Source organism: Robertkochia marina (assembly GCF_004799345.1).
Classification (GTDB): domain Bacteria; phylum Bacteroidota; class Bacteroidia; order Flavobacteriales; family Flavobacteriaceae; genus Robertkochia; species Robertkochia marina.
Window position 1 is genome coordinate 697,253 of the sequence record NZ_SSMC01000002.1, and the last position, 24,200, is coordinate 721,452.

20 protein-coding genes are annotated in these 24,200 nt (G+C 43.7%); 11 read left to right on the forward strand and 9 right to left on the reverse strand.

Annotated features, from left to right (window positions below):
• Positions 1-5 precede the first annotated feature (5 nt).
• Positions 6-485 (forward strand): Lrp/AsnC family transcriptional regulator, encoded by a 480-nt coding sequence (locus tag E7Z59_RS09460; RefSeq protein WP_136336072.1) that lies wholly within the window; start codon positions 6-8, stop codon positions 483-485.
• Between the two features lie 82 nt (positions 486-567).
• The gene (locus E7Z59_RS09465) at positions 568-3,150 is read left to right on the forward strand and encodes a phosphoenolpyruvate carboxylase (RefSeq protein WP_136336073.1); all 2,583 of its coding nucleotides are present in this window, start codon (positions 568-570) and stop codon (positions 3,148-3,150) included.
• A 40-nt stretch (positions 3,151-3,190) separates the two neighbouring features.
• Here E7Z59_RS09465 and E7Z59_RS09470 read toward each other — a convergent pair whose 3' ends face one another.
• The 5 genes from E7Z59_RS09470 to E7Z59_RS09490 all read right to left on the reverse strand — a co-directional run bounded on the left by E7Z59_RS09470 (position 3,191) and on the right by E7Z59_RS09490 (position 9,857).
• Positions 3,191-3,880 carry an LOG family protein gene (locus E7Z59_RS09470; RefSeq protein ID WP_136336074.1) on the reverse strand — a complete coding sequence of 230 codons (690 nt, stop codon included), beginning with the start codon at positions 3,878-3,880 and terminating at the stop codon, positions 3,191-3,193.
• Positions 3,881-3,890: 10 nt separating this feature from the next.
• Positions 3,891-6,722 (reverse strand): excinuclease ABC subunit UvrA, encoded by a 2,832-nt coding sequence (gene uvrA / locus E7Z59_RS09475; RefSeq protein ID WP_136336325.1) that lies wholly within the window; start codon positions 6,720-6,722, stop codon positions 3,891-3,893.
• 129 nt (positions 6,723-6,851) lie between these two features.
• A complete protein-coding gene (locus tag E7Z59_RS09480) occupies positions 6,852-7,559 on the reverse strand; it encodes a hypothetical protein (protein WP_242015679.1) in 708 nt (235 codons plus the stop codon).
• A 10-nt stretch (positions 7,560-7,569) separates the two neighbouring features.
• Positions 7,570-9,261, reverse strand: coding sequence for a gamma-glutamyltransferase (gene ggt / locus E7Z59_RS09485; RefSeq protein ID WP_136336076.1), 1,692 nt, complete (start codon positions 9,259-9,261; stop codon positions 7,570-7,572).
• Entirely contained in the window at positions 9,258-9,857 is a 600-nt protein-coding gene (locus E7Z59_RS09490; RefSeq protein WP_136336077.1) for an acyl carrier protein phosphodiesterase, read from the reverse strand. Before E7Z59_RS09490 ends, ggt begins: the two co-directional genes overlap by 4 nt.
• Before the next feature lie 79 nt (positions 9,858-9,936).
• On the opposite strand from E7Z59_RS09490, the gene glmM reads away from it, so the two are divergent.
• Entirely contained in the window at positions 9,937-11,328 is a 1,392-nt protein-coding gene (gene glmM / locus E7Z59_RS09495; RefSeq protein ID WP_136336078.1) for a phosphoglucosamine mutase, read from the forward strand.
• Between the two features lie 38 nt (positions 11,329-11,366).
• Here the strand turns inward: glmM and E7Z59_RS09500 are convergent, their stop codons facing one another.
• Positions 11,367-12,260 (reverse strand): lysophospholipid acyltransferase family protein, encoded by an 894-nt coding sequence (locus E7Z59_RS09500; protein WP_136336079.1) that lies wholly within the window; start codon positions 12,258-12,260, stop codon positions 11,367-11,369.
• A 53-nt stretch (positions 12,261-12,313) separates the two neighbouring features.
• Between E7Z59_RS09500 and E7Z59_RS09505 the strand changes: the two genes are divergently transcribed.
• From E7Z59_RS09505 to E7Z59_RS09515, 3 genes are all read left to right on the forward strand, one after another.
• Positions 12,314-12,955 (forward strand): rhomboid family intramembrane serine protease, encoded by a 642-nt coding sequence (locus tag E7Z59_RS09505; protein ID WP_136336080.1) that lies wholly within the window; start codon positions 12,314-12,316, stop codon positions 12,953-12,955.
• A 153-nt stretch (positions 12,956-13,108) separates the two neighbouring features.
• Positions 13,109-13,513, forward strand: coding sequence for a hypothetical protein (locus tag E7Z59_RS09510; RefSeq protein WP_136336081.1), 405 nt, complete (start codon positions 13,109-13,111; stop codon positions 13,511-13,513).
• 99 nt (positions 13,514-13,612) lie between these two features.
• Positions 13,613-14,296 carry an SIMPL domain-containing protein gene (locus E7Z59_RS09515; protein ID WP_136336082.1) on the forward strand — a complete coding sequence of 228 codons (684 nt, stop codon included), beginning with the start codon at positions 13,613-13,615 and terminating at the stop codon, positions 14,294-14,296.
• 58 nt (positions 14,297-14,354) lie between these two features.
• On the opposite strand, the gene E7Z59_RS09520 is transcribed toward E7Z59_RS09515, so the two are convergent.
• Both E7Z59_RS09520 and E7Z59_RS09525 read right to left on the reverse strand, forming a co-directional pair.
• Positions 14,355-15,464, reverse strand: a complete 1,110-nt coding sequence (locus tag E7Z59_RS09520) for a TlpA disulfide reductase family protein (RefSeq protein WP_136336083.1) — start codon at positions 15,462-15,464, stop codon at positions 14,355-14,357.
• Positions 15,465-15,582: 118 nt separating this feature from the next.
• A complete protein-coding gene (locus E7Z59_RS09525; protein ID WP_136336084.1) occupies positions 15,583-16,083 on the reverse strand; it encodes a hypothetical protein in 501 nt (166 codons plus the stop codon).
• A gap of 69 nt (positions 16,084-16,152) precedes the next feature.
• Here E7Z59_RS09525 and E7Z59_RS09530 point away from each other — a divergent pair, with 69 nt between their 5' ends.
• Entirely contained in the window at positions 16,153-19,053 is a 2,901-nt protein-coding gene (locus tag E7Z59_RS09530; RefSeq protein WP_136336085.1) for an FAD-binding and (Fe-S)-binding domain-containing protein, read from the forward strand.
• On the opposite strand, the gene E7Z59_RS09535 is transcribed toward E7Z59_RS09530, so the two are convergent.
• Positions 19,042-19,824, reverse strand: a complete 783-nt coding sequence (locus tag E7Z59_RS09535) for a hypothetical protein (protein ID WP_136336086.1) — start codon at positions 19,822-19,824, stop codon at positions 19,042-19,044. The two genes, E7Z59_RS09530 and E7Z59_RS09535, sit on opposite strands and share 12 nt — an antisense overlap.
• 303 nt (positions 19,825-20,127) lie before the next feature.
• On the opposite strand from E7Z59_RS09535, the gene aroC reads away from it, so the two are divergent.
• From aroC to E7Z59_RS09555, 4 genes are all read left to right on the forward strand, one after another.
• Positions 20,128-21,192, forward strand: a complete 1,065-nt coding sequence (gene aroC, locus E7Z59_RS09540; protein WP_136336087.1) for a chorismate synthase — start codon at positions 20,128-20,130, stop codon at positions 21,190-21,192.
• Between the two features lie 16 nt (positions 21,193-21,208).
• Complete coding sequence (locus tag E7Z59_RS09545) at positions 21,209-22,639, forward strand: dicarboxylate/amino acid:cation symporter (protein ID WP_136336088.1); 1,431 nt, start codon at positions 21,209-21,211, stop codon at positions 22,637-22,639.
• 321 nt (positions 22,640-22,960) lie between these two features.
• Positions 22,961-23,329, forward strand: coding sequence for a hypothetical protein (locus E7Z59_RS09550; protein WP_136336089.1), 369 nt, complete (start codon positions 22,961-22,963; stop codon positions 23,327-23,329).
• Positions 23,322-23,702 carry a response regulator gene (locus E7Z59_RS09555; protein WP_136336090.1) on the forward strand — a complete coding sequence of 127 codons (381 nt, stop codon included), beginning with the start codon at positions 23,322-23,324 and terminating at the stop codon, positions 23,700-23,702. The genes E7Z59_RS09550 and E7Z59_RS09555 overlap by 8 nt, the downstream gene beginning before the upstream one ends.
• Positions 23,703-24,200 lie beyond the last annotated feature (498 nt).

Genomic DNA, 24,200 nt, shown 5'->3' on the forward strand with positions numbered 1-24,200 from the left:
CAAATATGGCCAAATTTAAGTTAGACGAGGTTGATCATCAGATCCTAGATATGCTTATTGATAATACGCGTACTCCGTTTACTGATATTGCTAAAAGATTGCTTATTTCTGCAGGTACGGTTCACGTTCGTGTTAAAAAGATGGAAGATGCCGGTATCATCAAAGGATCTTCCCTGACTTTAGATTATGAAAAACTGGGCTATTCCTTCATCGCTTATGTAGGTGTTTTTCTGGAAAAAACCCATCAAACCAAGTTCGTACTGGAGCGATTGAACCAGATCCCTTATATTACCGTGGCTCATATCACCACCGGAAAATTTAATATTTTCTGTAAGGTAAGAGCCAGAGATACGAATCATGCCAAAGAGATCATTTTTAAGATCGACGATATTGAAGGAGTATACCGAACGGAGACCATGATCAGTCTTGAAGAGAGTATAAACGACAAGAAACGGCTGATGCATACCATATTCAACGAGATATGACCATAATAACCAAACCGTAATAAAAAGCCCTCTTGAAGTTGATTTAAGAGGGCTTTTGTACTTCAACCAAAAACCGAAAAAAATGCACAGAAAACCGAGGGTGGAGCGATTTAACGAAAGCGTTCTTTCCAAATACCAGATATATAACAGCATATTCATGACCCTCCCGTTTGATGAGATCACCAATACGGGCGTCTTGCTTCCGCTGTTCACAGAAACCTGCGTTAAAGGGTTTGAAGAGAATAAGGATCCTGAAGCCATTGTGGATGCCTTTTTTCGTCAGTATTTCGAAAACCCCAATGAGGAAGAGCGGTTTTCGTTGATGTTTCGGTTCATACAATATATAGAGCGCCAGGTGGTGTTGTTTGATGCTATTGAGGATGCCGCTTTTGAGGTCGTAAATAATATGAACGGTCGCGGTACCTTGAGAAATGTGAAGGAGGAGGCCGAAGCCAAAGGAGTCATGAACGAGCTTCGTGATTTCCTTGAGCATTTTAAAGTGAGACCTGTGCTGACCGCTCACCCCACACAATTTTATCCGGGTTCGGTCTTGGGTATCATTACAGACCTTGACCAGGCCATACGCGCCAATGACCTGTCATTTATCAAGAAATTACTTGCCCAACTAGGCAAGACTCCCTTCTTCAAAAAAGAAAAGCCTACGCCATATGATGAGGCCGTCAGCCTGATCTGGTACCTGGAGAATGTTTTTTATCATTCTATCTCTACCATATTTGGGTACCTGAAGAGTAATATTTATGGGGATATGCCCTTAAACAATGAGGTGCTCAATCTCGGGTTCTGGCCCGGAGGTGACCGCGATGGCAATCCCTTTGTGGACTCCGAAACTACACTAAAGGTAGCCGATCGTTTGAGGAGTACGGTTTTGAAAAATTATTACAGAGATGTGAGGCGATTAAGAAGAAGGATCACCTTCCGTATCGTCGATAAAATGAGCAGTGACCTGGAACAAAAGCTCTATGACAATATTTTTCTGGATCACGGGCGTATCGATATTACAGCAGAAGAAATGCTGAATACTTTGCAAGAGATCAGGGATATACTGATAAACAAGCACCAGTCGCTTTTTGTAGAGCAGGTAGACGACCTGATCAATAAGGTGCATTTATTCGGATTTTACTTTGCCAGCCTTGATATCCGGCAGGATTCACGGGTACACCATGATGTCATGTCTCATATCGTTAAAGAAAGCCGGGAAATGGGGTTGGATATATTTCCTGATAATTACGAAGATCTTGGTGAAAGCGAGCAGGTGAACATTCTTTCTGAAGTAAAGGGGAAACTGGACCCGGCTAACCTCAATCATGAAATGGCGTCAAAAACCCTGGGGTCTATTTACGCCATCAAGACCATTCAAACCAATAACGGAGAATTGGGGTGTAACCGGTATATCATCAGTAATAACGGGAGCGTACTGAATGTCATGGAGGCCTTTGCCATGATAAGACTTTGCGATTGGGAACAGCCCACCGTAGATGTGATTCCGCTTTTTGAAACCGTAGACGACCTTCGCGTGGCCCACGAAGTCATGGAGACCCTGTATAACAACCCTGAATATGCAGCCCACCTCGAAAGAAGGGGTAACAAACAAACCATCATGCTCGGTTTCTCTGACGGTACGAAAGACGGGGGCTATCTCATGGCCAACTGGAGTATTTATAAGGCTAAGGAAGCGTTATCGAGGGTCTCAAGAGAATACGGAATTGAGGTGATGTTCTTTGACGGACGTGGTGGTCCGCCGGCAAGAGGAGGAGGAAAGACCCATCAGTTCTATGCTTCCCTGGGGCCAACTATTGAAAACAAGGAGATACAACTTACCATTCAGGGGCAGACCATCAGCTCGAATTTTGGAACCCTGGCCAGCTGTCAGTATAATCTTGAGCAGCTGCTCTCTGCCGGTATAATGAACGGTATAGACCTCAGTGCCCATGCCACCCTCGATGAGAATTGCCGAAGCACCATGGAAGAGCTGGCAACACTCAGTTACCAGGCTTATACTGATTTCAAGAATCATCCGTGCTTTGTGCCCTACCTGGAGCATATGAGCACCCTGAAATATTATGCCAAAACCAATATCGGAAGTCGTCCTTCTAAAAGAGGAAAATCTGATAAGCTGATCTTCAGTGACCTGAGAGCCATACCCTTTGTAGGCAGCTGGAGCCAGTTAAAGCAGAATGTACCCGGGTTTTTCGGGGTAGGCTATGCCATTGAGAAGTTTAAGGACAGGGGAGAGATCGATAAGGTAAAAGATCTTTACGAAAACTCAGCTTTCTTCCGTACCCTGATCGAGAACAGTATGATGAGCCTTACCAAATCATTCTTTAAGCTAACGGCCTATATGGCCAATGACCCTGAGTACGGAGAATTCTGGAATCTGATCTACGATGAATATCAGCGAAGTAAAGCCATGATCCTGGAGATCAGCGGATATGAAGAGCTTATGCAGGATTCCATGACCATGAAGGCCTCTATACAGGTAAGAGAACAGATCGTGCTGCCATTGCTCACCATTCAGCAGTACGCCCTTTTACAGTTGCAAAAACTCAATAAAGGCAAAGACGATCCGGAAAAACGCGAGATCCTGGAACGCATGGTAACCCGTTCGCTTTACGGGAATATCAATGCCAGCAGGAACTCTGCGTAACACCATAAAAAAAGGCCGCTTGATATCGGCCTTTTTATTTCTAGAAATTCGGACTGAGGTTGTATTTATTATAGAACTTGTTGAGCACCTCACATACTTCATCGGCTGTATCAACCACGGCAAAAAGGTCAAGATCGTCAGGGGAGATGTTCCCGGCTTTTTCCAGCAGGGTATCCTTGATCCAGTCTACGAGTCCGCCCCAAAATTCAGTACCTACCAAAATGATAGGGAATCGGGCGATCTTATGGGTTTGAATGAGGGTGAGAGCCTCGAACAATTCATCTAACGTACCAAAACCACCGGGAAGCACTACAAAGCCCTGGGCGTATTTGACAAACATAACCTTACGTACAAAGAAGTAGTCAAAATTCAGGTTCTTGTCAGCATCAATATAAGGGTTGTCATGCTGTTCAAAAGGCAGGTCTATATTGAGGCCCACCGAAGTTCCTCCGGCCAGGTGTGCTCCTTTATTACCGGCTTCCATAATTCCCGGGCCACCCCCGGTAATAATACCATAGCCAGATTCTACGATCTTTCGTGTCACCTCTTCTGCAAGCTTGTAGTATTTATGATCGGGTTTGGTTCTGGCCGATCCGAACACCGATACACATGGCCCGATCTGACTGAGCTTTTCATAGCCGTTCACGAATTCTCCCATGATCTTAAAGATCGCCCAGGAGTCGTTCGTCTTTATTTCGTTCCAGCTTTTATGATGCATGTCTTTTCTCATTTTCTGTAATTTAAAGTTCCTTTTTCAGGTATTTGGCTGTATAACTTTTTTTGTTCTTTATGATCTCTTCCGGGGTGCCGATGGCAACCACCTTACCGCCACCTTTTCCGCCTTCATAACCAATATCGATAATGTGGTCTACCATTTTAATAACATCCAGGTTGTGTTCTATGATGAGAACAGTATTGCCCTTATCGGTTAATTTGTGCAATACATTCATCAGCACCCGAATATCCTCAAAATGCAGTCCGGTGGTAGGCTCATCCAGGATATAGAATGTATTCCCGGTATCTTTTTTTGAAAGCTCTGTTGCCAGCTTTACCCGTTGTGCTTCTCCCCCCGAAAGAGTAGTGGATTGTTGCCCCAGGGTAATGTAACCCAGCCCTACATCCTGTATGGTTTTCAGTTTTCTGTGGATCTTGGGAATGTTCTCGAAAAACTCCACCCCCTGGTTAATGGTCATATCCAAAACATCAGCGATCGACTTTCCTTTATAACGAATTTCAAGGGTTTCCCGGTTGAAGCGTTTTCCCTGGCAGGTTTCACACTCTACGGTCACATCGGGTAAAAAGTTCATTTCGATCACTTTTACTCCGCCACCCTGGCAGGTTTCACAGCGTCCTCCTTTGACATTAAAGCTGAAGCGCCCCGGTTTATAACCTCTTATAGAGGCCTCCGGAGTCTGGGCAAAGAGTGATCTGATCTCCCCGAAAACCCCGGTATAGGTAGCAGGATTAGATCTCGGAGTTCGTCCTATCGGACTCTGGTTGATGTCGATCACCTTATCAATATGCTCAATACCCTTGATACTCTTATAAGGCATGGGCTTTTTTACCGCATTAAAGAAATGTGTATTTAAGATAGGGTAGAGGGTCTCATTGATAAGGGTCGATTTACCACTTCCAGATACCCCCGTAACCCCGATCATCTTCCCTAAAGGAAAACTGACATTTACATTTTTAAGATTATTCCCTGTGCATCCTTTCAATACGATCTCATGGCCATTTCCTTCCCTCCGTTTTTCCGGAACTGGAATATTCTTAGTCCCGTTAATATAGCTGGAAGTTAAGGTGCCGTCTTTCAGGATCTCCTTAGGACTTCCCTGGGAGATGATCTCGCCCCCATGCCTGCCCGCCTTCGGGCCTATGTCGATCACGTGGTCTGCTCTTACGATCATATCCTTATCGTGTTCTACCACGATCACGGAATTTCCGATATCCCTCAATGACTCCAGGGAATGGATGAGTCGGTCGTTATCTCTTTGATGCAAGCCAATACTGGGTTCGTCAAGAATGTACAATACTCCTACCAACTGAGAGCCGATCTGGGTAGCCAGCCTGATACGCTGGGCCTCACCCCCTGAGAGCGACCTGGAACTGCGGTGGAGGGAAAGATAATCCAACCCTACATCCAGTAAAAAGCTGATCCTTGCACTGATCTCCTTTAAAACCTCTCCGGCAATAGCTTGTTGTTTCTCATTTAGTTTTTCAGGCAGGGTATCAAAGAACTGTTTCAGGTCGGCAATATCCAGGTGTGATAACTCTGCAATATTTTTTTCACCTACCTTAAAATACAGTGATTCCTTGCGCAATCTCGCACCATGACAGGAGGGACAGTCTACCTGGTCCATAAACTCTTTGGCCCATCGCTTAATGGAGGAAGATCCGCTTTCTTCAAACTGATTTCTTATAAAATTCTCGATCCCTTCAAAATCGATCTTATAATCACGGGTTACGCCCAGGGTTTTAGAGGATACAGAGAACTTCTCGTTACCTCCTTCAAGAATCATTTTAACGGCCTCTTCAGGTATTTCCTTAACAGGGTCAGTAAGTTCAAATTCGAAGCGTTGCGCAATAGTTTCCAGCTGCTTGAAGATCCACGATTTCTTGTAATTCCCCAGAGGAGCTATCCCCCCATTTTTGATAGAAACCGTATCGTCAGGTATTACCTTATGTCGGTTTACCTTGTAGATTTTACCCAGTCCGTTACATTCGGGGCACATCCCTTTGGGCGAATTGAAAGAGAAGGTATTGGGCTCCGGGTTGGGGTAGGAGATCCCGGTGGTGGCACACATCAGGTTTCGGCTGAAGTACCTGGTATCTCCCGTATCATGGTCCATCACCATCAATACATCATCACCGTGATACATGGCAGTATTGATCGACTCCATGAGGCGCTTCGTGCCATCATCTGTCTGACCATCAACCTTTAAGCGGTCAATTACGATTTCTATATCATGAGTTTTATAGCGGTCAAGCTTCATCCCTTTCTCCAGGTCACGCACTTCACCGTCAACCCTTACTTTTACAAAACCCTGCTTGGAGATCTGCTCAAATAACTCCCTGTAATGCCCCTTACGGCTTTTTATAACAGGGGCCAGTACATTGATTCGTTTCCCTTCAAAGTCATTCAGGATCAGGTCTTTGATCTGTTCATCGCTGTAACTGACCATCTTTTCTCCTGTATTATAAGAGTACGCGTCGGCAGCTCTGGCAAACAGGAGCCTTAAAAAGTCATAGATCTCAGTAATGGTACCTACGGTTGAACGAGGAGATTTAGAGGTGGTTTTCTGCTCAATGGCGATCACAGGAGAAAGTCCGTCGATCTTATCAACATCAGGACGTTCCAGTCCGCCAAGAAATTGTCGTGCATAGGCGCTGAAGGTTTCTATATATCTTCGTTGACCTTCGGCGTAGATGGTGTCAAAGGCAAGGGAAGATTTTCCACTTCCTGAAAGGCCGGTGATCACTACCAACTTTTCCCTGGGAATGGTCACATCTATGTTCTTGAGATTGTGCACCCTGGCACCCTTAACCTCAATATTTTCTTCAAATTCGGTCATATTCATAGCAAAGAAGCGAAGTTACGCATTTGCAAGGTAATTTAGAAGTAAGCACAACTATTCTAAAGGAGTCCCGGAGTAGGGTAAATTTTGAAATTTCTAAGCCTTAGGGGTAGATAGAACTCCATTTTACTCAATGATCCCATAGCCTTTTACATTATTTAATTTCAGGTCGAAAAACAGGATCTTATGCCCGGTGGGAAGGTTGGTGGCAGTTTCTGTAAATTTCCATTGCTTCCAGCCCGCCTTCAGGCCCCCGATGGGTATGATGCTCACCCACATTTTAAAACCTATGGGATATCCCTTATCGTCAAAGAACCATAAATAGGAATCTCCGGGAGTGCTCCCACCCGTGGTATAGGTAACCAGCAAGGCATCTCCGTATTTATCAGTTTTTACCAGTCGGCGTTCCACCCCCTTGTCGTAGATCTTAAAAGGAGCCACTACCCAGAAGGAGTCGTTATTGAAATAATTCACGGCCTTGTTAATAAGCGCATACTTTTCTTCAGTATTCACCTCTGCACCTTCGGTATATACCTTGCTGCTGCCATAATCCTTAAGGTGTAGTATTACCCGATGATCGTCCCAGGTAACATCGGCAGTATGGGTTTGTCGGTCCCATTTGTAGGCGTGCAGTCCGTTGAAATCCCATTCCAGGAACCGTGTTTTTTCATAGTTCACATGGTTGAGCGATCTCAGCATGGTTTGTGCCAGGGCCTCAGCTTCCGGGCCTTCTTCGCCTTGTGGCAGGGGTTCGTTGAAAATAAGGTAGAGCACCCCGCCGAGAACCACAAGGAACAAGAAAAAATATAGTATTCGTTTAAAAAATCGTTTCATGATCTGATTATTAATATCCTTTCGCCGAATCATCACCCCGCGGGTCGGCACCGGCTTCCAGTTTACCGTCCTCACGAACCAGAATAGCATCAACCTTCCCGATTACCGGGCTTTGTTCAAGATTTACTTTATAACCTCGTTCCTTTAGTTCTTCGATCACTTCATCAGAGAATCTTCCCGGTTCCATTCTGATCTCATCCGGGAGCCATTGATGGTGAAATCGCCCCGCATTCACCGCCTGCTGCATGGTCATATCATAGTCGTAAACATTTATGATGGTTTGCAGTACAGAGGTTATAATGGTGGAACCGCCCGGAGTACCTACTACCATGGATAGCTCACCGTCTTTTTCAACAATGGTTGGGGTCATACTGCTGAGCATACGTTTTCCGGGAGCTATGCTGTTAGCCTCAGCTCCGGTTAACCCGAACATATTCGGAACCCCGGGTTTAGCACTGAAATCATCCATTTCGTTATTCAGGAAGAATCCGAGTTCATTACTATAAAGTTTAGACCCGTAGGCCCCATTAAGGGTGGTGGTAACCGCAATGGCATTACCCTCACTGTCAACGATTGAATAATGGGTTGTTTCCATACTCTCTGCATAATTGATCTGACCTTCCTGAATCTCTGAGGAGGGCACAGGTTGCCCGAATTCAAAGTCTTCCATTCGGCTGTCAAGGTATGAGGAGCTCAGCAGCACCTCCATCGGTATTTCCACGTGATCAGGATCTCCCAGGTAATAATTTCTATCGGCATAGGCTCTCTTTTCGGCCTCCGACAGAAGTTGGATCATATTTACCGAGTGATGTGCATATTGTTCAGGTTCATGCGCTTCGATCATCTTCATGATCTGGGCCAGGGTAACACCACCACTGCTTGGAGGTGCCATGGAGATCACATGGAGGTTCTTATAATTGAACTCTATAGGATCACGCCATACCGCCTGGTAATCCTGGAGATCTTCCAGGGTTACATAACCGCCTTCTTCCTGTATAAAATCAGAAAGGGATTTACCAAGCTCTCCCCCGTAAAAAGAGTCTATCCCGTCTTCTTGAATCTTTTTCAGCGTATTGGCCAGGGCCTTTTGAACCAGGGTGTCTCCGCCTTTAAAAGTTCTCGAGAAAAGGGAGTTTTCACCGTTCAGTTCCGAAAAGATCTCAGTATACCGGTTCAAACTTTTTGCCTGGTTTTCAGAAACGATCACCCCGTTCTCAGCCAAAGCAATCGCCTGATCGAGCAACTGCTCAAAGGGGAGTTTCCCGAATTTTTTATGAGCCATATAGATTCCCCTTAGACTCCCGGGAACTCCCACAGCCGTAGCGCCCAGGGTGCTTTTATCAGGAATTACGTTGCCCAGAGAATCAAGGTACATATCACGATGGGCTGCTGAGGGCGCCTTTTCACGAAAATCAAGGGTGCCCTTACTGCCGTCCTTTAAACGGTAAACAAGGAAGCCTCCGCCTCCCAGGTTTCCGGCAAACGGATAGGCTACTGCCAGGGTAAGATGGGTAACTACCATGGCATCAAAGGCATTACCGCCATTGCGCATGGTATCAAGGGCCAATTCAGAAGCTTCAGCTCTGGCACTGACCACCATGGCATGATCGGCAAGATAGGGTTCCGGGATGCCATCAGAGGTTTTGCAGCCTTGAACAAAGATCAAGAAGGCTAAGAAAAGGGGTAGTAATTTTATTCTCATAGTAAGGTGTTTTCCAGTTCGGTTAATTTTTGGTGACTGGCTTTTTGAAGCTCAGAAAAAAAAGTCCTGAATTCCTGCTCAAAAGCATCGTAATGCAGCCTGAGGTCATCTATAGCCTCATTCATACCCACACGGTTCCCGGTGCGACGGTTCATGCCGGCAAGTACCCTTGCAATTCCATCCAGGTTGGAATAATTGTAAAGCCAGTTATCTGCGATAAGATAAGGCAATAATTTTTTTACCTGCATGGGCAGGATATCATAATACCGGTGGAGGATTTCAAAAAAATCATGGGTATACCCCAATAATGGCTCCGGGTGATACTCAGACCAATACCGGGCTAAAAAATGATCGTAATAGATGTCAACAATAACGCCACTGTAATGACTGTAGTTCTTATGCAGCCTTTTGGTGCTTTGACGAAATACCGGATGTGCATCAGTGTAGGTGTCAATAAACCGGTGAAGGAGAATACCCTGCTGAAGTTCGGGGGCGTAATCCATATATTTTTTACCCCGGATACTGTCGGCCATGAAATTACCAACCTTGACAGCCTCTTTTTCACCCGATAAATAGATATGCGCCAAAAAATTCATTGGCTTAAAAATACAAATTAGGGAAAAACTAAAGTGTTTTGGAATCGTATATTTGTCCCAGCTAATAAAACGATCATTAATGACATTAATCAAATCAATATCAGGAATAAGAGGAACTATTGGCGGACAACAGGGGGAGAATTTAACCCCTCTCGATGCCGTTAAATTTGCCGGAGCCTACGGGAGCTGGTTAAAGAAAAGCTATCCCAACCAACGATTGAATGTGGTTATCGGGAGAGACGCCCGTCTGTCAGGACCCATGATACAATCGCTGGTAACTTCAACCCTGACCGGGTTAGGCATCGATGTAACCGACCTGGGGCTCTCCACAACTCCAACGGTGGAGCTTGCTGTACCTATGGAAAAGGCGCAGGGAGGGATCATTTTAACGGCAAGTCACAACCCTAAGCAGTGGAACGCCTTGAAACTATTAAATCACAAGGGAGAGTTTTTAAGCGGAGACGACGGTAAAGCCATTCTTGAGATCGCAGAGGCCGGCGACTACAGTTTTGCCGAGGTTGATGACCTGGGGCAGGTTACTACCAAAAATGATTATATAAGTAAGCACATACAAGCGGTACATGACCTGGAACTGGTACTTCCGGAAAAGATCAAAGCTGCCGGATTTAAGGTAGTTGTTGATGGGGTTAATTCTACAGGAGGTATTGCTATTCCTGAGTTATTAAGGTCGTTAGGCGTTGAAGTGATCGAGCTTTACTGTGAACCCAACGGGCATTTCCCACACAATCCGGAGCCTCTTAAGGAGCACCTTGGAGCGATCATGGAGAAGGTTGTAGAAGAAAAAGCAGACCTCGGTATTGTGGTTGATCCAGATGTTGATCGCCTGGCTTTTATCAGTGAAGACGGAACGATGTTTGGAGAAGAGTACACCCTGGTGGCCTGTGCTGACTATGTTTTGGGTAAAACCCCCGGGAATACGGTTTCTAATATGTCGTCTTCAAGGGCATTAAGTGATGTTACAGAAAAACACCAGGGGAGTTATAAAGCTTCTGCTGTAGGTGAGGTAAATGTAGTAGAGCTTATGAAGGCCAGTAATGCCGTGATTGGAGGCGAAGGTAATGGCGGTATCATTTATCCTGCCAGTCATTACGGAAGGGATGCCCTTGTGGGTACCGCCCTTTTTCTGACACACCTGGCTGAAAAGAACATGAGGGTGAGTGAATTGCGAAATTCGTATCCTGCCTATTTCATGAGTAAAAAGAAGATAGAGCTTACCCCGGAACTGGATGTTGACAAGATCCTGGTAGAGATGAAAGAGAAATATGCCCATGAGAGGGTGAGCACCGTGGATGGTGTGAAGATCGATCTTGCCGATCACTGGATCCATCTTCGTAAATCAAATACTGAACCCATTATACGGATCTATACAGAGGCCCCGGACCAGGAAAAGGCCGATGCCGTTGCCGACAGGGTCATCGCAGAAATTAAAGCTATTGCTGGCTTATCATAAAGAGCTCAGCCTGCGAATAAACTTAAGGTTCCGGTCACCTATCTTTTCAGGACGGCCGGAACCTTATCTTTATGTTTGAACCTGTTGTGGGACCATAAGTAATAGGCCGGATCAGCCTTGATCTGTTCTTCCAAAAGCTCGGTAAACCGATCAGTGATCTCGTAGTCATCAAATTGCCTTGGCGTATCGGTGATCACCTTGAAAGTTGCTTTATAATAACCCCGCTTTTCTTTATTGATACCACAATACATCACCGGGAGGTCCATCTCTTTTGCCAGCGATTCTGCATAGGTGAATACCGGTACCGTGACCCCCATAAAAGGCCTCCAATACCTTGCCTTATGTGCCTGGGGAGACTGATCGTTAGCAAACCCGTAAATAGCCGGGGTACCATCTTCCTTATGTTTTTTAACCAGGTCCAGCACATGGTATCGCGATACCATATAGGCATTGTGCTTAGAACGGATCTTTTTAACCAATCGGTCTAAATACTTATTTGATAAGGGTGCATAAATAGCGTGTCCTTCGTGCTTAATAAAGTATCCTAAAGACATAAACCACTCGTAACTGCCATAGTGACCTATCACCATCACAATACTCTTCCCTTTTTCTTCATATTCGGAAAGCAGCTCCAGGTTACTGTATTGAAATCGCTTGATCATCTCTTCCTTAGAAATATTCATTGATTTGATCATTTCTAAGAACAGATCAACCATATGCTGATAAAATCTTGACTCAATAAGATCTAATTCAGCCTTCGATTTTTCCGGGAACGACAATTCCAGGTTTTTTCGAACCACCTTCTTACGATAGCCGATAATCTTATACACAAGAAAATATATAGCATCAGATACCCAATAGAATATTCTGAAGGGCAGGATAGAGATCACCCAAAGAATAGGGTAGAGGATAATAAAGACCAATAGTTGCATTCACGGTAATTTTGGGCAAATTTATATATTTGAAGTCAAACCCTTCACGAAAAATGAATTTAAGCTTACTCCTCATCATTGCTGCCAATGTAGTCGTCTCTCTAAAAGGATTCAATGATTTCAGTTTTTTTGAACGCTATAAGTTTAATATCGGCGCTATTCAAAGAGGAGAACACATCAGGTCGGTAACTTCCGGGTTTTTACATGTAGATTATACCCACCTGTTCTTTAATATGATCACCCTGTATTTTTTTGCACCCCTGGTGATCAGGAATTTTAACGGGTCAAAGTTTTTACTGATCTATTTCGTTTCATTACTGGCGGGGAGTTTACTCGCCACGGTATTTCACAAAAATGAATATCACTACAGTGCGGTTGGTGCAAGTGGCGCTGTAACAGGGGTATTGTATTCGGCAATTCTGCTGCAGCCGGGTATGAAACTCTTTCTGTTCTTCATTCCCATCCCTATCCCTGCTTATATTTTCGGAATCGGGTATTTGCTGTACTCCATTTACGGAATGAAGAATCGCTTGGGTAATATTGGTCATACCGCACACTTCGGAGGAGCTATCGGAGGGTACCTCGTAACCCTGTTGTTAATGCCTTCTTTGGTGGTGGAAGAAACACTGATGGTCATCCTTCTTGCCATTCCCATCGTTATTTTGTTCGTTCTCGAAAAAACAGGAAAGATTTGATAGTTAGCAGGGAGTCGAGAGTCGAGAGTCGGGAGTAGAAATGGTCATTTAGATCATGTACCTCACATTTTATCCTGTCTTAACGATTTCATAGCAGGTGAGGTAGATGACTATTCGGGAAATTTGATATTTTACATTGTAAATATCTCTGCTATGAAACTTAAACTCTTCCTTTTTCTCTTGCCATTTTTAGCGGCCACCCTATGTACCGATGAAGAAGAGCTGATCTCTCCGGATCCGGAGTCGCGCTACCAACTACAGAATAACACTACTACCGACCTGTATTTGTTAACAGATAACGGTTTCCTGGAGATTCCCGCCCAGGCTACCACTGTGGTTGGCAGTGAATACAATTCCACAGACGGAAAGATGATCTCTCCCTCAGAAACCATCCTTTTTCAAAACCTCAAATTGTATCGTCTGGAAAATGGTGATTATATGTTGGTGTATGAACAAGACCCTGTAGATGATGCCCTGTGGAACTTCGAAGAGGATGAAAATGCTGATTACAGGCTTTTTGAGTACACCCTTGTTATTTCCGAAACCTTGTTTAATTAATTGAATTTCTGTATTCTTCCCAAGTATTTTTAATAAGATAAATTGTGGTCTCCAATATTGGCACACTCCTTGTAATTACCAGTTCAAAACGTAATTACCATGAAAAACTATGTGTCCTTTTTACTGCTATTACTTTGTGTGACCCCATTCGTAACAGCCCAGGAATCTGAAGGCTCAAAAATCTCTGTGACCGGAGAAGGAATTATTCGCACCGTTCCTGATCAGGTGCATTTATATTTTGCTGTTCAGAATGAAGGGGAAGACCCCCTCGAGGTAAAACAGCGTAATGATGAACTGACCGGGAAACTCATAGAACTTTTAAAAGAAAATGGGGTGGATGGCAAGGATTTGCAAACCCAACGATTAAACCTTCGTAAACAATACAATAATCGTACGGAAGATTCCGAAAAATACATGGCCACCCAATCTTTTTCTCTGTTAATACGAGACCTGAAATCTTATGATGAAATCAATATTTTACTCCTCTCTGCCGGAGTCAACCAGATCGAACAGGTGGTTTTCAGTTCTACCCGCTATGAAGAACTAAAGAACAGAGCCAGAGAAAAGGCAGTAAAAGATGCTCTGGGAAAAGTAGCTCTCTACGGGGCGTCCCTCGGTATGAGCCCGGGAAAACTTATCAATATGGAGGAGGTTGATACAGGTGGCGCAATGCCGGTATTCCGGGAGGCCGTGGCCGATTATAGTGGCGGCAACCGTTCTCAAATTGCACCGGGAGAAATTATCATTTCCAACAAGATACATCTCACCTATAGCTTACAATAAAAAAAGGCATCCATTCCGGATGCCTTTTTTTATAATTTTCTAAGGTATTCTGGGGTTATTAAGGCAGCAGTTCAGCGATCTTTTCGTAAAGTGCTTCCCCACGTAGTCCTTTTGCAATGATCACTCCATTCTCATCAAGAACAAAGGTTGCAGGAATACTGTTTACCTGGTATTCTCTGGCGATAGGGTCATTACCCCCCTGTAGGGTAGATACCTGGTACCATGGCAATTGATCTTCTTCAATGGCCTTTACCCAAGCTTCTTTTTTCTGGTCTAAAGATACCCCGATCACGTTAAGACCTTTATCGTGATATTGCTCATACAGCTTTACCATGTTCGGGTTTTCTATTCGACAGGGTTTACACCAGGCAGCCCAAAAGTCAATAATGGTTACCTTTCCTAGGGCTTCTTTTAAGCTCATTTCAGCACCCTCAGGGGTAGCAGCACTGAAAGACGGGGCAGTGGCACCTACCTTAACCTTATTCAGGGCTTCAAGGCTTTTGCCGATAAATTTTCCGTATTCTGAAGCTTTAACGTCTTCATCAAGGCTATTGTACAAGCTGCTAAGGCTGTCTGCCGGTTGCGATTTAGACCTTAGCATGTTGTTCATCAGGATAGGAGAAAAATAGGAAGCCGGATGATCTTTCACGAATTCGTATTCTAAATTCATGGCATCTTCCTGTAGTTCAGCGTAGGTTTCTCTCATGACATTCATGGTAACTGTATCTCCCGTTTTTGAGGCTTCCTGCAGCTGATCACGAATATCCATATATTTCTTGCTCAGTACCATTGAAGACTTCTTGAATGTCTTTATCTCTTCATTGGTTGGGGTTCCCTCCACCACAGATTGACCTAAAGAATCTTTATAGGCGATAACTTCTATGTTTCCTTCTTCCAGAACAAAAGGAAAACCACCTCTGATGTTTTCTACGTATAGAACGTGAAGCATAGGCTGCTCGGCTATACCGGTTCCTTCTGCCTTTCCGTTCATGATCTGAAGGGTGTCAACGAACTCACCCTGAGTTTCAGGATTGATTTTCTGAATGAAAACCTTGGTACTGTCGGCAATGCCTTCAGCCTGAATGTTTAAGGTGTATGAATTTTTTGGGGTTTCACTACAGCTTGCTAGAAGCATCGCGAAACTGCATATGAAAAAGAGTTTTTTCATGAGATCTGGATTATTTTAAGGTTTGTGCAAATTTAAGAGTTCAACAGGGCTATCAAAGTGAATTAACAAAAAAAGCCCTGTCTTTTAAGAACAGGGCTTTTATATGGTAATCATTCTGTTAATTAAACTGGTAGCGTATACCCAAAGCGATATCAAAATCGAGGTCGCCATCATAAAAATCTCCGAAGCCTAATTCAGGTCGGAAATCCAGCGAAAGTAACAGCGGGATATTAAAGTCGTACTCAATACCTATGTCTCCTGCAACAAACAGGAAAGTACCGTCGTCGTCAAGGTCATTATTGAAGGAGAAATCATCATCATAATCATAAGCTCCAACACCACCACCGGCACCTACGTACCAATGAAAGTTTCCGTCAAGCGGCATTACCCACTGATAAAGTCCGGTTAATTTAAAGGCATCAAAATTATTGTTGTCTCTCCAACCGAGGTCTGCCTCCAGTCGATTATTTGCCCCTAATGAGCGCTGATACGAGATCTCAGCACCGAAACCATCACTGTCACCCAATCGTAAACCTAAAGCGTTCGGGGCAATACGCTGAGCCTGAACGAATGACAATACTCCTGCAAAAAACAACAAGAAGAAAACTACTCTTTTCATTAAAATTGATTTTATGATTTGTTAATTTAACGACGAATTTACTCTAAAATTATGTAGTCACCCAATACCATGAGCGAAAACTTATCATTAAACAGGCTTAAAGATTCTGTCAAAGGAGAATTTTATACGGATGAACTGCATCGTATGATATATGCCACAGATGCTTCGGTATACAGGGCATTACCCCATGCTGTAGTCTACCCTAAAGACACAGCAGACCTTCAGAAGCTCATCGCTTATGCGAACCATCATAATATGGCGCTGACACCCAGATCTGCCGGCACCTCTCTGGCCGGACAATGTGTTAGTGACGGGATCATTGTAGATATGTCCAGGCATTTCACCAAAATACTGGATTTCAGACCTGATGAAATGACAGTTAAAGTAGAACCAGGTGTTATCAGAGATGAATTAAATAGTGATATTGCTGCCCAGGGGTTGTTTTTCGGACCTAATACCTCGACTTCTAACCGCTGTATGCTCGGAGGGATGACCGCCAACAATTCTTCAGGTTCAACCTCTATCAAATATGGGGTTACCCGTGATAAGGTGCTGGAGGTCGACATGGTGCTCAGTGACGGAAAAGAGGTGGTATTCAGGGAACTCTCGGCGGAAGAACTCGACACGAAATTAAAGCTTGACGACAGGGAAGGGGAGATCTATCGTTTTGTAATAGACACCTTCAGTTCAAAAGAAACCAGGAAAAACATAAAAAAGGCCTACCCCAAACCCGATATTCACAGACGTAATACGGGTTATGCCGTTGATGTACTTTCAGAGATGCATCCTTTTAAACCTGATGGCTCCCCCCTGAACCTGGCCAAGGTAATTGCAGGAAGTGAAGGCACTCTTGGCATCATGACGGCCATTACCCTGCAATTAGATCTCTTACCGCCAACAGAAAAATATATGATCGCAGCGCATTTCAATTCCATTGAAGAGACTTGCAATGCCGTTGTTCCGCTGATGAAACACAACCTGTATGCCTGCGAAATGATGGATAAGGTGATCCTGGACTGTACAAAGAACAACAAGTCGCAGCTAGCCAATCGTTTCTTCATTAAAGAAGATCCTGCAGCCATTTTACTTCTTGAAATTTGTGATACTGATAAAAAGGGGCTTAACGATCAATTAAAGGCTCTTTTGCAAACGCTGGAGACCGTGACTTCTTCCTATGCAAATCCTGTATTGGAAGGGGAAGACATCGAGAAGGCTTTTGAATTGCGAAAAGCCGGTTTAGGATTGCTGGGGAATATGATAGGAGATGCCAAGGCGGTAGCCTGTATTGAAGACACTGCTGTAAGTATCGAAGATCTTAGTCCTTACATAAAGGAGTTTGAACAATTAATGGAAGCCCATGGCCAAAAAGCCGTTTACTACGCTCATGCGGGCGCAGGTGAGCTTCACCTCAGGCCGATCTTAAATTTAAAAGAGCAGTCCGGGGTCAAAGAATTTCGGGAGATCACCACTGCCGTAGCCAGGCTGGTGAAAAAATACGGAGGAGCCATGTCAGGGGAACATGGAGAAGGCAGGGTGCGTTCTGAATTTATTTCCATGTTGATCGGTGAACAGAATTACAGGTTACTGGAAAAACTGAAATATGCGTTTGATCCAAATAACATTTTTAACCCCGGAAAAATTGTAGCACCGGTGGCCATGGATGAAAGCCTGAGGTATGAGGTGAACAGAGAGGAACCTGAAATTAAAACCTTTATGGATTTTTCAGATGATCAGGGTATTTTACGGGCTGTGGAAAAATGCAACGGGAGTGGAGACTGTAGAAAAACGGAACGCAGCAATGGCACCATGTGTCCAAGTTACCACGCCACAAAACATGAAAAAGATACCACCCGGGCAAGAGCGAATGCCCTGCGTGAAGTGCTCACCATGCCCAAAAATGGTAATAAATTCAACAGCAAAGAGTTAAAGCAGGTGTTGGACCTTTGCCTGAGTTGTAAGGCCTGCGGCAGTGAATGTCCGTCAAACATTGACATGGCAAGCTACAAAGCAGAATTTCTTTATCAATATCAACAAGCAAATGGGTCTTCGCTTCGGGACAAACTCTTTGCCTATAACGGCAAACTTAATAAGCTGGCTGCATTATTGCCAGCCGGGGTTAATAATAGGCTGATTCAAAAAATTATTAGTAGAACAGTAGGAATAGCACCCCAAAGAAAATTACCTAAGATCGGCAGCACCAATCTTGAAAAGCTTCTTGAAAGATCTTTAGATCCGAATAAGAACTACCGCAAAGTAATATTATATGTTGATGAATTCAGTGAGTACCTCGATGCTTCCATAGCCGAAGATGCTGTCTGCCTGCTTCTGGCTTTGGGTTATGAACCTGTTTTTCTGAAGGGAGAGAGCGGAAGAACCTATATTTCTAAAGGATTTCTTGCGGAGGCAAGAACATGTATAGATACATTGTTAAAGAAAGTGCAAGAAATGGATATGCCTGACAGCCCTGTCATTGGTATAGAGCCATCGGCTATATTAGGGTTCCGCGATGATTTTTTAAAGCTGGCTTCAGACAAAAGTTTAGCTAAAAGCCTGGCCAAACGGGCTCAAACCTTTGAAGAATTCACAGCTGCTCTTTTCGAAGCGGGAGGTATTGACACCTCGTTGTTCTCTCCTGAAAAGCGAACGATTCGATATCATGCTCACTGTCATCAAAAAGCACTTTCTGATATCAAATCAACCTTTACCATGTTGAGCCTACCGCAAAATTATACTGTCACTATGATCAATTCAGGATGTTGTGGAATGGCCGGTTCTTTCGGGTATGAAAAAGAACACTATGATATCAGCATGGCCATTGGAGAGCAGCGTTTGTTCCCGGCAGTAAGAAAATCAGAGAAGGATGTAATTATTGCTGCAAACGGCAATAGCTGCCGACATCAGATATCTGATGGTACAGGAAGAACCGCTCTGCATCCCATAACCGTATTGCGCAATGCATTAAGGAGTTGATACTGAATAAGTATCCAGTTCCTGAATGATCAGTTCGTTGTTGATATCAGGAAATGTTATACCTGCAGCATCAAGATTGGAAAATACGGCATTGAGGGTTGCTGCTGCATAGACCAGTCCAATATCCCTGGCGAAGTACAATTCCATCCTCAGGATCTCTTGTTGTGCAAGTACGGGAACGGTTACAGGTACACCGTCAAGAGTGCCCGAAATGACGCCGGTGCCATTCACACTGATCACAGAGCCTGCTACATCATTATAGGTTGTTCCATTTACCGTAATACTGTTGTTTCCGTCAAGCATTTCTGATACAACCGTCAGGTCAAGGGTTATCGTATTACCCTCAAAGGGTATGACTACCTGGCTGCTTTGTTCCCCCAAAAGAGAGCCGCCATCTCTTCCGGTATCAAGGATTATAAGATCCTCAAGGTCAAGCACCACCGGAACCGGCAGATCCAGCAACAGATCGAACTGACCGCGAACCCAAAGCTTACCGTTTTCGCTTCTTACAAACGATTGGCTTAGCAATCCTGTATAAAGTCCGTAAACAGGAGTCCTGGCCTCAAAAGCCTGGTATTCACTACCGTCAATAACAAGGGTCTCCTTGGTATAAATACTATCTCTGCCATTTTCGGCTGCAGTAACATCATAGGTCCAGAAGCTTCCTTCTGCTAAGGGGTAATATTCACCTACACCTGTACTGTCATCATCACTGCTGGAACAGGAAACCAGACCGGAAATTAAAACCAGGGTATAAAAAAGTCTTTTCATAATACAACCATTTTCTCCCTTAATTTACTGAAAATAGCAAGGCAAAACACCAAATATCGGTACTGTACCGGATGTTTTGTTTAGATGCATTAATTACCCTGCGTAAGAAATGATAAGGTCAGGAAAATCATTTTATGGGTAAGATTAAAATATGCCACCCCCCCGTATTTATTGATTACTAACCTTTTGTGAGAATAGGGGTGTTTAGTAAGGCAACACTTGTAAATAACTTTAATTTACCTTAGTTGTTTTTAATTTTTGATTATTGGCTTTAACGTCTATTTTTGTTCAAAATCGATATGAATGGCAGGAAATTCCTTTGGCAATCTCTTTAAAGTAAGCACCTTCGGGGAATCGCATGGCGAGGCTCTGGGAGGTGTCATTGACGGTTGCCCGGCGGGTATTGAAATAGATCTGGAAGCTGTTCAACAAGAGTTGAACCGCCGAAAGCCAGGTCAATCTTCTATTGTAACCCAGCGAAAAGAGCCTGATCAGGTTCGTTTGGTTTCCGGAATATTTGAAGGGAAAACCACGGGTACGCCTATTGGATTTATTATTGAAAACACCAATCAGCGCTCAAAGGATTATTCTCACATAAAAGATCAATACCGGCCTTCTCATGCTGATAAGGTGTATGATGAGAAGTACGGATTTCGCGATTACAGGGGTGGGGGCAGAAGCTCAGCCAGAGAAACTGCCAGTAGGGTAGTGGCCGGAGCCATTGCCAAACAATTCCTTGCGGGTATCGAGATCAAGGCCTATGTATCGTCTGTAGGAACCCTTCATTTGAATAAACCCTATAACGAACTGGATCTTCAAAATACGGAAAATAACCCGGTAAGATGCCCTGATGCCGCCATGGCCGAGACCATGGAAGACTACATTAAAAAGATTCGTAAAGAAGGGGATACGGTTGGCGGTGTTGTATCGTGTGTGATCAAAGGAGTGCCTTCAGGATTGGGAGAACCGGTATTCGACAAGCTGCACGCTGAACTGGGTAAGGCCATGCTTTCTATCAATGCAGTTAAAGGCTTTGAATACGGGAGTGGTTTCGCGGGAGCAGAAATGAAAGGCAGTGAGCATAACGATCTTTTTAATGCCGATGGCACCACAAGATCTAATTTTTCAGGCGGTATCCAGGGTGGTATCAGTAACGGAGAGGATATTTATTTCCGTGTGGCCTTCAAACCGGTAGCTACCATTATGCAAAAACAATCGACCATCAATAAAGACGGTGAACAGGTGGAAATGCAGGGTAAAGGACGACACGACCCCTGCGTCGTACCCCGGGCAGTTCCTATAGTAGAGGCTATGGCAGCCCTGGTACTTGCCGACAATATGCTTACAAAACGAAGTAATAAAATTTAACCCTAATACTTGATACATGAAAAAACTCGCTTTGCATTGGCAAATCATTATAGGATTGGTGTTGGGTGTGGTCTGGGCTATTCTCTCCAGTAAATTCGGATGGAGTGAATTTACCCTTAACTGGATCGCCCCTTTTGGAACCATCTTTATAAACCTGTTGAAATTGATCGCTGTTCCCCTGGTATTGTTTTCTATTATCAATGGGGTAGCGAATATCGGAGACCCTTCCAGTTTAGGCAGAATGGGAGGGAAGACCCTTTTAGCGTATCTGATCACCACCATACTGGCAGTTACTGTAGGGTTAACCTTGGTGAACCTTATGGTACCAGGAAAGCTTGTTGATGAACAAAGCCGGATCGATAACCGAATAAGTTATGAGATCTGGGCTGCATCTGAAGGTCTGGAGATCAAAGACGGTATCAATTATCTCCAGGATCCTGCCTATATGCAGCGCGCCAAAGAGATCTCAGACATTTCGGGAAAAGAACTACAGGACGCGGTGGTCAATGAAAAAATGCAAACTGCGAGCAAGGCCAAGGAAGCAGGGCCTTTACAGCCATTGGTAGACATTGTTCCTCAGAATATTTTCATTTCACTGGGCGATAACGGCCTCATGCTACAGGTTATATTCTTCGCCCTGTTCTTTGGTATCAGTTTACTATTTATCCCAAGAGATAAAGCACAACCGGTAATGGATTTTATGGATGGCGTTATGGAGGTTTTCCTGAAAATGGTAGACCTCGTTATGAGAGCCGCCCCCTTCTTTGTGTTCGCTTTATTAGCCGGAGTAGTAAGCCAGATGGCAGGAGATGATATCAATAAGGTTACAGAGATCTTTAAAGGTTTGAGCTGGTACTCGCTGGCCGTATTCCTCGGACTCATGCTTATGATCTTTGTGGTTTATCCTTTGATCGTTAAGATCTTTATCAAAGGGATCTCATATATAGGCTTTTTCAAGGCGATCAGCCCTGCTCAGACCCTTGCCTTTTCAACATCCAGTAGTGCTGCCACCCTTCCGGTAACCATGGAATGTGTAGAAGATAATTTAGGAGTAGATAAGAAGATCACCAGCTTTGTACTTCCGATAGGAGCTACAGTAAATATGGATGGAACCTGTCTGTACCAGGCAGTGGCCGTTGTATTTCTTGCCCAGTTGCACATGATCGATCTTACCCTGGGACAACAGCTAACCATTGTACTTACAGCTACCCTGGCCTCAATAGGTTCTGCAGCAGTGCCAAGTGCAGGTCTGGTCATGTTGATCATTGTATTGCAGTCGGTAGGATTAAATCCGGCCTGGATCGCCATTATTCTGCCGGTAGACCGTATTTTAGATATGTGCAGAACAGTTGTGAATGTTACCGGAGATGCCACAGTGTCTTCGCTGATCGCCAAGAGTGAAGGGATGTTAAATTATCCCGGAAGAAACCTCAGAAAAGGATGGTAAAACCACTCTAAGTAAAACCCTTAAAAGCGTTCTTTTCAGAACGCTTTTTTTATGCCTTATTTTTAAACAAGAAATTGCCCAAAAACAGGGGGCGATTTTCACATACAAAAACAGCGACTTCACAACAAAAATTTGAAATCATCCTACTAGGTAGATATTTTAGATGGCAGATTAAAGGAATATTTTAGCCCTAAAGAAATATGAGCCTACAGATCTTACCTGAACCCTACATAAGAAAGCTTTCGGTACCCTAGTTCTGAAAGCTTTTTTCTCATTTTTAAAACAAAATGACTAATCCCCCAAACACTAAAAAAATTGATCTTGAATACTACAGATAAAACACAAAGGGTAAATATTTTAAAATTGTTTGAATATTGCCTGAATGACAGAGAGAACCTGAAGGAGTTACTCGAGCTTCTCAATGAAAGGGTAGAAGAGTTCCTTGCTTCGGCCAGAATGTACCTTAAGGCCAAAGACCGGTTTTCGATCGCAAGAGTGAGTCACAGGCTGCGAAACAGTTTACTGATGATCGAAGCGAGAGGGCTGCTTGACTTTCTCGATGTTATTGAACACGAATGTCAGCAACTTGATTCGATAGTATTCCTTGAAAAACTCCTGGAAGACTTTGAGGCAGAATACCGTTTGGTACAAGCAGATATTCAACAACAAATGAAGAGACTTTATGCCTGATAAAAAACTAATACTCATAGCAGAGGAAGATAAGATGCAAGCTACCTTGTTGGCTTTCCGCCTGAGACGGAATGGTTACAGGGTAGAACAGGTAAGTCATGGAGAGGCTGCTTTGAACTTCCTTAAACAATATATTCCCGATATGATCATCTGTGGTATCGAAATGCCGGGACTTCATACGTTTGACCTATTAAAATTTGCCCGTAAGCGATACAATAGAGAAGTTCCTATTGTAGTACTGACCACCAGTTCGGAGAATCGTTTACATTCCAAACTGTTTGAAGCGGGAGCTACCGAATGTATGACCAAACCCGTTGATCCATCATCCTTTCTCGATATGGTAGAACTGGAATTAGGGCAGTATAAATTTTAAAGCTTATGTACTGACACCTGTTTTTCAGTTACTAAGTCCGAAGAATTAGAACCGTGTAATTGATTGTTTTTCTGTAAGTTAAAACTCCAAACTCCCCAAGTATAATCTTTCACAACGTAATAAAACAGTTACACAACATTGAATTTTTTAATCCGAATATAGCGTCTACATTTACTTTGCTCCTGAAGGTTAACCCAAATAGCTTTCAGGAACTGAACCTAAAAAATTAACTGCAAATCTTATCTGAACTTAACCTATTGATTGCAGCTTAAAATTTGGAAAATTTTAGATGAGAAGATCGCCCCATTAGTTCTTCTCAGATTGAAGAGAGTTTTTTCGGGTTTTCATCAAAACCGATTGGTTGTTTTCATTGCCGGCCTTCTTACTTTGAGTTCTAAGATGCATTTGCACAAGAGTTTAAAGTAAGGAGGCCGGCTGCTTTCACAATGTTTTAAGACTTTCTTTTCAAGGAAAAATCGTATCTTTTATATCAAAAAT